Raw genomic sequence first — 8,544 nt, 5'->3', positions numbered from 1 at the left:
GTGGGATGGTACAACCTATTTCGAGAAGACCCCAATCCTCCCACCTATTACGATTATGAGTCGCCAGAAGAACACTTCAAGTATGGTTCCATTGGCACAGAAAAGGCTGAAGGTGTACCGTATTTAATTTGGCTGGTGCTTCCCCGGATATTTCCCGATAAACTACCAGGACCCGGTGGTTATACCTCTGTGGGAATTACCTGGGAAGAGGGGAAAGAATTGCCCATTGGGTTTTCTAAAAAAACTATTGGTTTTCCCCGTCAGGGCCTAACTTGTGCTGCTTGTCATACGGCTACATTTCGCAAAACTCCTAAAGATAAACCCACGATTATTGCAGCAGGGCCGTCAAATAAGTTTGATCATCAAGGCTACCTCCGATTTCTGCAAGCTTGCGCCAATGATCCACGATTTACAGCCGACTATATCCTTGGAGAAATTGGATATAATTATGAGCTTTCTTGGTTTGATCAACTACTTTATCGCTATGTAATTATTCCTCAGACCAGGAAATCAATTCTGGAACTTGAGGAAGGATATGCGTGGATGGATTCCCGTCCGGACTGGGGACCTGGTCGGATATCTCCGTTCAACCCTGTTAAGTTTCGATACTTAGATCAGCCTCTAGATGATTCTGTTGACAACTCCGACATGATGCCCCTTTGGAATCAAAAGATGCATGAAGGATTTGCCTATCATTGGGATGGCTTAGAAACCTCACTGACGGAAACCATCCAGACTGGGGCAATCAGTGATGGTGCTACTAGGAAGTCGATTAATATCGAAGGTTTAAAGCGGGTAGAAGATTATATTACTGAATTACCTCCTCCCCCATATCCTTTTGAGGTTAATCAGACATTGGCAGCAAAAGGTAGTGAGATTTTTGCTAATAGCTGTGCATCCTGCCATGCTTTTGGTGGAGAACGGACAGGAACTGTTATTGAGATCGATGAGATTGGTACTGACCGCAACCGCTTAGATATGTGGACTCAGGAAGCAGCTGATGCTTATAATGAGTACGCTGAAGGCTATGAATGGGACTTTGACTACTTGCGTAAGACTAATGGTTATGTAGCAGTAGCCCTTGATGGACTTTGGCTAAGAGCTCCTTATCTCCATAATGGTTCGGTGCCTAACCTAACCAATTTACTGGAAACTCCTGAGAAGCGGACGAAGGTATTTTACCGGGGATATGATGTCTATGATCCTGAAAAAGTTGGCTTTGTCTCGGAGGGAGAAAAAGCTGAGAAGGAGGGTTTCAAATACGATACTAGCGTTATAGCTAACGGTAACCAAGGACATCTCTATGGTACTGATTTACCTGAACAGGATAAGAAAGCCTTGATTGAGTATCTGAAAACTCTGTGATATAATCGGCTTTCTAAAGCACTAGCATATGGGGGAGTTTATCTGCCCCATATGCTGCAATTCAACTAATCGCTTTTAGTGAAATCTTTAACTTTGAATTAAACGAGAGTCGCTCTTTAGCAATTATCAAAATAACCAATTTTTTTTGGGCGACTCTACAAGCTAAAAACTAGTATTTTATTTTTTTTTCTACTCTCTTAAGTAATTCTATTATCAGTAATTTTATTTAAGCGATCGCAAATCCCTCTTAGTTCGGTTTGACTACACACTGGATCTCGTGGTGCTGGCAATTCTGTATTGGGCCATGTGGGTAAATCAAAACAGGGACAACAGGTTGGTGGTATCCCAGCACTTTTAATGGGTACAGGCATATCACAACGGGGACAAGGCAGTATATCCCACTTGGGTGTTAATAAATCCGCAATTGGTGCCTCAGTTCCTTCTAGGTAACAATCACCAGTTTCTGGTGAAATAGCTAGCTGCCAAATCGTTTCAAATTCTTGGCTGTAGTGCTTGCCATTTGTAAGTGATTGTGGCTGTATAGCTGAAAAACCATTGCGCATCACAACTTTTTTGCCTAACTGGAACCAGTAGGTGAGATAACGTTTGACTTGTGGTTCAGATGCCATGGCTTTGTTAGTAGTTAGTTTTAATCCGTTAATGAACGACTGAGCTAGGAGGCTTCTTCTCCACTGCCGGTATCTTTCCCCTCTTGGGATGGATTTAATTAGGTTTGAGGTGATTCGCCAAGAGTACCCTTATAGGGTAACGGTTGACCCAGGATACTGAGATTAAGCACATGACCACCGGTGACTAAGTAGACTGGGTTAGCCAAGTGCCCCAAATGACGGACCAAATTTCCCAAGCGATCGCGAAACGACCTACCCATAGGATAAGCTGGAACCACTCCCCAGCCAGCCTCTTCTGCAACAAAAATTACAGAACCTTTAACCTTGGTCAAACTCTTCCATAAGTTTTGTAACGTTTGGTGCCAAACGGTATCATCTTGTTCTAGGCAATTGGCAACCCAGGTTCCTAGAGAATCTACTAACAGGCAGTGATTGATGTCAGAATAGTTGGTAATTGTTCCTGGCAAGTCCAGTGGTACCAAAAGGGTTGTCCAGGAACTTGGGCGTCGCTGCTGATGTTTTTCAATCCGGGCCAGCCACTCTGGATCATCCGGGTTGGTTGTGGCAGTAGCAACGTATATTACCGATTTGCCAGTCTGCATCGCCAGGGTTTCTGCCCACTCGCTTTTGCCAGACCTGGATGGTCCGGTGACCAAAATTAAATTACTGGTAAATTTGGTAGTATTCAAGGCTATTAGGACTTATCTTCGCTTGAGCCAAAATTAACAGAATAATGGCCATCTTAGCCCTTGAGATCAACTAATATTTCCTCAAATCAGTCTTCATGAAATCAAAATTGCGACGGATCGAGACAACACTAAATCAGTTAGCAAAAGCTAGTGCCACTGATTCACCACAACCATCCCCAGCTGTGGCTGATCAAACTAATCACCAACAGGCAGATGTAGTAAGTCGTAGAACTAAAAAGGAACCTTCTTTCTCTATGGCAGTACAACCGTTCCCCACTCGCCAGGATGAACAGAAGATACCGACTCTGCCTAGATTGAAATACCCTAAACTGGGAAACCATCGTCATGGTGCTAACCCAGCTTTGGCCATGAATCTGTTGCAAGACATTGAGGGAATTGTTCTGGGTTGGCAGCAGGAACTGCACACAATCCTCCGGCAAATTCAAGACCTATACTTAGAAGGACCAATTGTTGATGGCTGGTTAGAGTCTCAAGCGAGTCAACCCCAAGATGCCATAGGGACAGTAAGACTAGCCAATGGTGACCGGATGATGGACTATGTGGATGAAGGGGTTGAGCAATCGAATACTAATGTTACGTATCAATCTCCTCGTACTGGTTACCGTCTTTGTGGCTTGGATGAACAGGGTCAATCTTGGTCAAGGTCTTGTCCAGCAGATCAGGTTCCCAGTGTGAGCATGGCAATCGCTCGTTATCAAAAACTGCGACAACTGTTAATTCGGAAAAAATACCTCGAAGATCGCCTTAGCCAACTAGCAGAAACATTAACTGTGATGCACTCTCAGCTGAATAAGGCTTAATCAAACGTCAGTTTTGGTTAAGCGGAACCAGGTAATACCTGTTCTAGGCAGAGGGAAGGCTTTTTGGGCGCTTTGGCAATAGGCAATCAGCCCACCCAACAGATTAATCAGAAAATTGACGGGACTGCGATGGCGGGTGTGCTCAATCACAGAAATGTTCTTCAACCCCCGCGCTGCCTGTCCAGAAAAGGTACGATGTTGAGAAATCCGTGCCCGATCGGGCACGCTACGGGAACGAACGTGAGCAAACTTTCAGCTTCACCGAATCGATAAAACTCATCCCGGTATTTGAACCAAAGCAGTATCCCAGGTAAGCACACAGGGGTAACTTCGGTTGGAGGGAGTAACTGTACCAAACGTGATTCCCTCACCAGACCAGGAATTGCATCGTGCGGTGTCAGGTTGAACCAGTTTTTGCTAAAAGTCCTCAAAAGTGCGGTAGCCCATTTGATCAAAGGCAATCAGAATCGTCATCCGTTCACTCAAACATCGACCCGATCACCGATGGCGGTATTCTGCGCCCGCTCCTAGTAGTGGTCTGTGACCGAAGGGTTCAAATGCGCACGCAGAAGTCATTGCCCGATCGGGCACCCTACGCGAACGACATGGCATGGGCAGGTCTTCTATACTAAGCATGGGGCAAGCGGAGGGTTGACTTGGCACTTTCAGCCTACCTGCTTCCCTCCTCCTTATCCAAAACTGACGTTAGTTAAGTAAATTAATAGACCTGTTGCAAAAGTATTTTGAGTTATAATGATAGTTTTGGTAAAAATTAGCTGAATTGTATACTAGGCTTATACACAAAGAGAGTACAAAGCAAGTTTGTTAGTCTTAAGTGTACCCTAAATCAAAAATTGCAAAATTTTCCATTGTACCACGAAAGACTTTTGCAAGAGGTCTAAAGACTACTACTATACACTTTCTCCGTGGGAAAAACAGCTTTATTGCTTTATCGTTATTCCCAAAACTAGAGAACAGTTACAAGTCTAAAGACCAAGGTAGGAATTATGACGATTTTTATCTTTATGGAGGAATTTCATGAGTCAGAAGTTCGATGTCATTATTATTGGTAGTGGCTTTGGTGGTTCGGTTACTGCCTGTCGCCTCGCAGAAGCTGGGGCAAAAGTTTTAGTCCTGGAAAGGGGACGACGCTGGAGCGTGGCTCAATATCCTCGTAAACCTAAAGATGCCTGGATTTTTGAGCACACAAAGCCAGAAAAGTATAATGGCTGGTTGGATCTACGATTTTATCCAGGGATGGCTATTACTTTGGGGGCTGGAGTTGGTGGAGGTTCTCTATGTTATTCCAGCGTGGTGATGAAAGCAAACCCCGAACGATTCGACGCAGATTGGCCATCAGAAATTACTTATGATGAATTGGTGCCCTACTACGATCAAGTAGCTTCCATGTTAGGGGTACAAGAAATACCTTCGAGTCAGTACCCCGAACGGTATAAACTACTACAGACGGCAGCGGAAAAACTGGGTCACAGCGATCGCTTTAAGAGCCTTCCCTTAGCCTTATCATTCGATCCAGAGTGGAATTATGACCTAGAAGATCCCCTTGATCCTAAACATTCCAAGACCTTTGTTAATCCCCAAGGACAAGAACAAGGGACTTGTATTCATCTAGGAAATTGCGATCTTGGCTGTGAGGTTAAAGCGAAGAACACTCTAGATTTAAACTATATTCCAGTAGCGGAACAGCATGGCACAGAAGTTAGACCTCTGCATATAGTAAGATATATTCAACCAGACAACCAGGGATATCGGGTTATCTTCGATCGCATTCAAGATGGTCGATTGATTCGTGGGGAGGAGCGTAGCGAACGAGTCATTTTAGCTGCTGGTTCCCTTGGTTCTACTGAGCTGTTGCTAAGATGCCGTGACCAATATCAAACCTTACCTCAGATTAGTGCAGTCTTAGGTCAAAACTGGAGTGCTAATGCTAATGTTCTCACTCCTGATTTTTATGGCAAGGAAGTTGACGTTCAGCAGTCCATCGCTCCGACTATTTCGGCTGGTCTGGAATTTATGGATGGTAGCATCGACGGTCACCGCTTTATCATCGAAGATGATGGTTTCCCCAACCTTCTGCTCAATGCCCTTAATGCCAAACTAAATTCCAGTGGAGTTGGTCTTTTAGCGATGGCACTACGTAATCACTTACGCCGTGGTCTCGATGAAAAGAATCCGTTGAGCAATGTCATGGTTTGGCTAGGTGCAGGAGTTGATGCTTCTGACGGTCAACTTGTTCTAGGACGCCAATGGTTCAAACCTTGGAAGCAGGATATCCAACTTAAGTGGAACATCTCTGAGTCAGAAGCCACAATCGATTCTATTCTTGCCATGCACCAACAGCTTTCCGAAGCTAACGGCGGAAAACTCCAGATTCCCTTTTATTGGAAGGTTCTCAAAAGTATGGTCACAGTACATCCCTTGGGAGGATGCAAGATGGGTAATACCATTGATGATGGTGTTGTCAATCATCTTGGTGAGGTGTTTGGCTACAAAAATCTCTATGTTGCTGACGGCTCGATTATACCTAAAGCAATCGGGCGTAATCCCTCAATGACTATTGCCGCCCTGGCTGAAAGGATAGCTCATTTGATGAGCAGTCAATTCTAAATAGCAGAGTGTTATCGAACAGACATTTATTAAATTAACCTACTTTCTACTTGAACTTTTGAGGAGAAACATATGACTAAATTAGAACTTGGTCAAGAATATGTGCCGCCAGATGAAACACAATATACTAATGAAATTGCCCAAATAGAAGAAGAATTTATTAGCAAAAAGCCCCCTGCTCAACGTGCAGAACATGGTAAAGGTCATGGTTGTATGAGGTGTGAATTTATCATCGATCCGGATCTTCCGGAAGATAACAACATTAGGGTTGGTGTGTTCAAAGAGCCAGGGAAGCGTTTTACTGCTTGTATTCGTTTCTCGAATTTCAGCGTCCAGAATGACTTTAAAGGTGATGCCCATGGCATGGCTATTAAACTGATGGGGGTGTCAGGGGAAAAGATCTTGGAAGATGAAAAGCATGAGGAAACTCAGGACTTTTTGATGATCGATCTACCAGTCTTTCTGATTAAAAATGCCAAGGATTACGCTGAGGTGTTCCGGGAAATTGGCAGAATTAAGAACAGGAATCCGATCAAGTTTTTCTTCCCTGGACTAAATCCGTTGAAATGGCGGTGGCGGGAGATGCAGATCGCCTTAGCAGTTCGCACTAATAAGATCAGTAATCCTTTGGCAACTCAGTATTGGAGCGCAACCCCCTATAAACTAGGCTCCCAGGCAATTAAGTTTACCGTTAAACCATATCCTGAAAACCAGTCCATGGATTCTAGGTTTGTTCCTAGAACCAAAGACTATCTCAGGGAAGCTGTGAAGGCACATCTAAAAAACAACGCAGCTTGTTTTGATTTCCTCATTCAGTTTCAGACTGACCCTGAGCGGATGCCCATTGAAGATCCCACCGTCGAGTGGACATCACCTTTTCAAAAGGTAGCTACTCTTAAGATTCCTGCTCAGACAATTGACTCCCCTGAGCAGATAGAATTTTGTGAGAATTTATCATTCACCCCATGGCATTCTCTACCTGAACATCGACCATTAGGAGGAATTAACCGTCCTCGTAAGCTAGTTTACGAACAGCTAGCTAGACTTCGGAATAAAATAAATGACGTTCCTCATCGAGAACCTACCCTAGAAGAATTTCTCTCTGTCTTTAAAATTAATTCTGATTAGAGTTTCTAAACTATACCTGTTTTCAATTAGGTGAGGTACAAATTTTTTGGTTTTAGGGAACAGGGAACAGCGGATCACCGGAACAGGTAACAGAGAAGAGGGAACTTCGGATCAGGGAACAGGGAAAAAATCCTGTGTACCTCATTAGGCTAACGTCAGTTTTGGTTAAGCGGAACCAGGTAATACCTGTTCTAGGCAGAGGGAAGGCTTTTTGGGCGCTTTGGCAATAGGCAATCAGCCCACCCAACAGATTAATCAGAAAATTGACGGGACTGTGATGGCGGGTGTGCTCAATCACAGAAATGTTCTTCAACTGGTCTGGGATGGTCAAGGGTAATGCTTTGCCTGCGGAGCAATAGCTTGTCCCAGAACCGCAGGAGTCGGTTCAACATGTTCTTTTTCAACGGGGTAATCAGTTGTAAACCCGTGGCGCAGGCCAAAGTTGTTCACTGAGTTTTGCCGCAGATGTAGCCAAAGTCTCCAAACAGCTTACCCGTCAAGCAAAAGACCAGCTCGAGAACGGGTTTCCGGTTATCTACATTCCCCGGTGTCAGGGTGATATTGAGTAGTTCTGGGCAATCATTGACCACCAGATCAAGCCTTATTGCCAAAGAACCAGTCAAAAGAAGTGCGTCCCCAGATGAAACCTTAGAATAAAGAAGCCTTTATAGGCGAAAGGCTATGGGTAAAAAGGTTAAAACTCATAAAATAAGGCTTCTTTATTCTTACGGTAACTTCAAACCCCGCGCTGCCTGTCCAGAAAAGGTACGATGTTGAGAAATCCGTGCCCGATCGGGCACGCTACGGGAACGAAAGTGAGCAGACTTTCAGCTTCACCGAATCGATAAAACTCACCCCGGTATTTGAACCAAAGCAGTATCCCAGGTAAGCACACAGGGGTAACTTCGGTTGAAGGGAGTAACTGTACCAAACGTGATTCCCTCACCAGACCAGGAATTGCATCGTGCGGTGTCAGGTTGAACCAGTTTTTGCTAAAAGTCCTCAAAAGTGCAGTAGCCCATTTGATCAAAGGCAATCAGAATCGTCATCCGTTCACTCAAACATCGACCCGATCACCGATGGCGGTATTCTGCGCCCGCTCCTAGTAGTGGTCTGTGACCGAAGGGTTCAAATGCGCACGCAGAAGTCATTGCCCGATCGGGCACCCTACGCGAACGACATGGCATGGGCAGGTCTTCTATACTAAGCATGGGGCAAGCGGAGGGTTGACTTGGCACTTTCAGCCTACCTGCTTCCCTCCTCCTTATCCAAAACTGACGTTAG

Annotated in this window: 11 protein-coding genes; 6 read left to right on the top strand and 5 right to left on the bottom strand. The window is 44.7% G+C overall.

What is annotated here, in order from left to right:
• On the top strand, positions 1–1,365 hold a 1,365-nt coding region (locus F6K57_RS30820), incomplete at its 5' end, for a c-type cytochrome (protein ID WP_293071972.1).
• A 197-nt stretch (positions 1,366–1,562) separates the two neighbouring features.
• On the opposite strand, the gene F6K57_RS30815 is transcribed toward F6K57_RS30820, so the two are convergent.
• Positions 1,563–1,994 (bottom strand): hypothetical protein, encoded by a 432-nt coding sequence (locus tag F6K57_RS30815; RefSeq protein WP_293071971.1) that lies wholly within the window; start codon positions 1,992–1,994, stop codon positions 1,563–1,565.
• A gap of 98 nt (positions 1,995–2,092) precedes the next feature.
• Positions 2,093–2,683, bottom strand: coding sequence for a bifunctional adenosylcobinamide kinase/adenosylcobinamide-phosphate guanylyltransferase (gene cobU, locus F6K57_RS30810; RefSeq protein ID WP_293071970.1), 591 nt, complete (start codon positions 2,681–2,683; stop codon positions 2,093–2,095).
• A 95-nt stretch (positions 2,684–2,778) separates the two neighbouring features.
• On the opposite strand from cobU, the gene F6K57_RS30805 reads away from it, so the two are divergent.
• A complete protein-coding gene (locus F6K57_RS30805) occupies positions 2,779–3,504 on the top strand; it encodes a hypothetical protein (RefSeq protein ID WP_293071969.1) in 726 nt (241 codons plus the stop codon).
• Here F6K57_RS30805 and F6K57_RS30800 read toward each other — a convergent pair whose 3' ends face one another.
• A complete protein-coding gene (locus F6K57_RS30800) occupies positions 3,505–3,729 on the bottom strand; it encodes a hypothetical protein (RefSeq protein WP_293071973.1) in 225 nt (74 codons plus the stop codon). It lies immediately after the preceding gene.
• A 164-nt stretch (positions 3,730–3,893) separates the two neighbouring features.
• Between F6K57_RS30800 and F6K57_RS30795 the strand changes: the two genes are divergently transcribed.
• The 3 genes from F6K57_RS30795 (at position 3,894) to F6K57_RS30785 (ending at position 7,260) form a co-directional block, all read left to right on the top strand.
• Entirely contained in the window at positions 3,894–4,136 is a 243-nt protein-coding gene (locus F6K57_RS30795) for a hypothetical protein (protein WP_293071968.1), read from the top strand.
• A 406-nt stretch (positions 4,137–4,542) separates the two neighbouring features.
• Positions 4,543–6,132, top strand: a complete 1,590-nt coding sequence (locus F6K57_RS30790; RefSeq protein WP_293071967.1) for a GMC family oxidoreductase — start codon at positions 4,543–4,545, stop codon at positions 6,130–6,132.
• Between the two features lie 72 nt (positions 6,133–6,204).
• Positions 6,205–7,260, top strand: a complete 1,056-nt coding sequence (locus F6K57_RS30785; protein WP_293071966.1) for a catalase family protein — start codon at positions 6,205–6,207, stop codon at positions 7,258–7,260.
• Positions 7,261–7,312: 52 nt separating this feature from the next.
• Here the strand turns inward: F6K57_RS30785 and F6K57_RS30780 are convergent, their stop codons facing one another.
• Both F6K57_RS30780 and F6K57_RS30775 read right to left on the bottom strand, forming a co-directional pair.
• The gene (locus F6K57_RS30780; RefSeq protein ID WP_293071965.1) at positions 7,313–7,591 is read right to left on the bottom strand and encodes a hypothetical protein; all 279 of its coding nucleotides are present in this window, start codon (positions 7,589–7,591) and stop codon (positions 7,313–7,315) included.
• A gap of 115 nt (positions 7,592–7,706) precedes the next feature.
• On the bottom strand, positions 7,707–7,871 hold the full coding sequence (locus F6K57_RS30775; RefSeq protein ID WP_293071964.1) for a transposase: 165 nt from the start codon (positions 7,869–7,871) through the stop codon (positions 7,707–7,709).
• Between the two features lie 353 nt (positions 7,872–8,224).
• Here F6K57_RS30775 and F6K57_RS30770 point away from each other — a divergent pair, with 353 nt between their 5' ends.
• A complete protein-coding gene (locus F6K57_RS30770) occupies positions 8,225–8,467 on the top strand; it encodes a hypothetical protein (RefSeq protein ID WP_293071963.1) in 243 nt (80 codons plus the stop codon).
• Positions 8,468–8,544 lie beyond the last annotated feature (77 nt).

This window comes from Moorena sp. SIO4A5, assembly GCF_010672005.1.
Classification (GTDB): Bacteria; Cyanobacteriota; Cyanobacteriia; order Cyanobacteriales; family Coleofasciculaceae; genus Moorena.
The sequence above is the reverse complement of the archived record's forward strand: the minus strand, read 5'-3'. Positions and strand labels throughout refer to the sequence as shown.

What these genes read in the sequence shown, in the direction of transcription:
- F6K57_RS30805 (WP_293071969.1), top strand. Translation starts at nt 2,779, where the DNA reads ATGAAATCAAAATTGCGACGGATCGAGACAACACTAAATCAGTTAGCA.
- F6K57_RS30815 (WP_293071971.1), bottom strand. Translation starts at nt 1,994, where the DNA reads ATGGCATCTGAACCACAAGTCAAACGTTATCTCACCTACTGGTTCCAG.
- F6K57_RS30785 (WP_293071966.1), top strand. Translation starts at nt 6,205, where the DNA reads ATGACTAAATTAGAACTTGGTCAAGAATATGTGCCGCCAGATGAAACA.
- F6K57_RS30790 (WP_293071967.1), top strand. Translation starts at nt 4,543, where the DNA reads ATGAGTCAGAAGTTCGATGTCATTATTATTGGTAGTGGCTTTGGTGGT.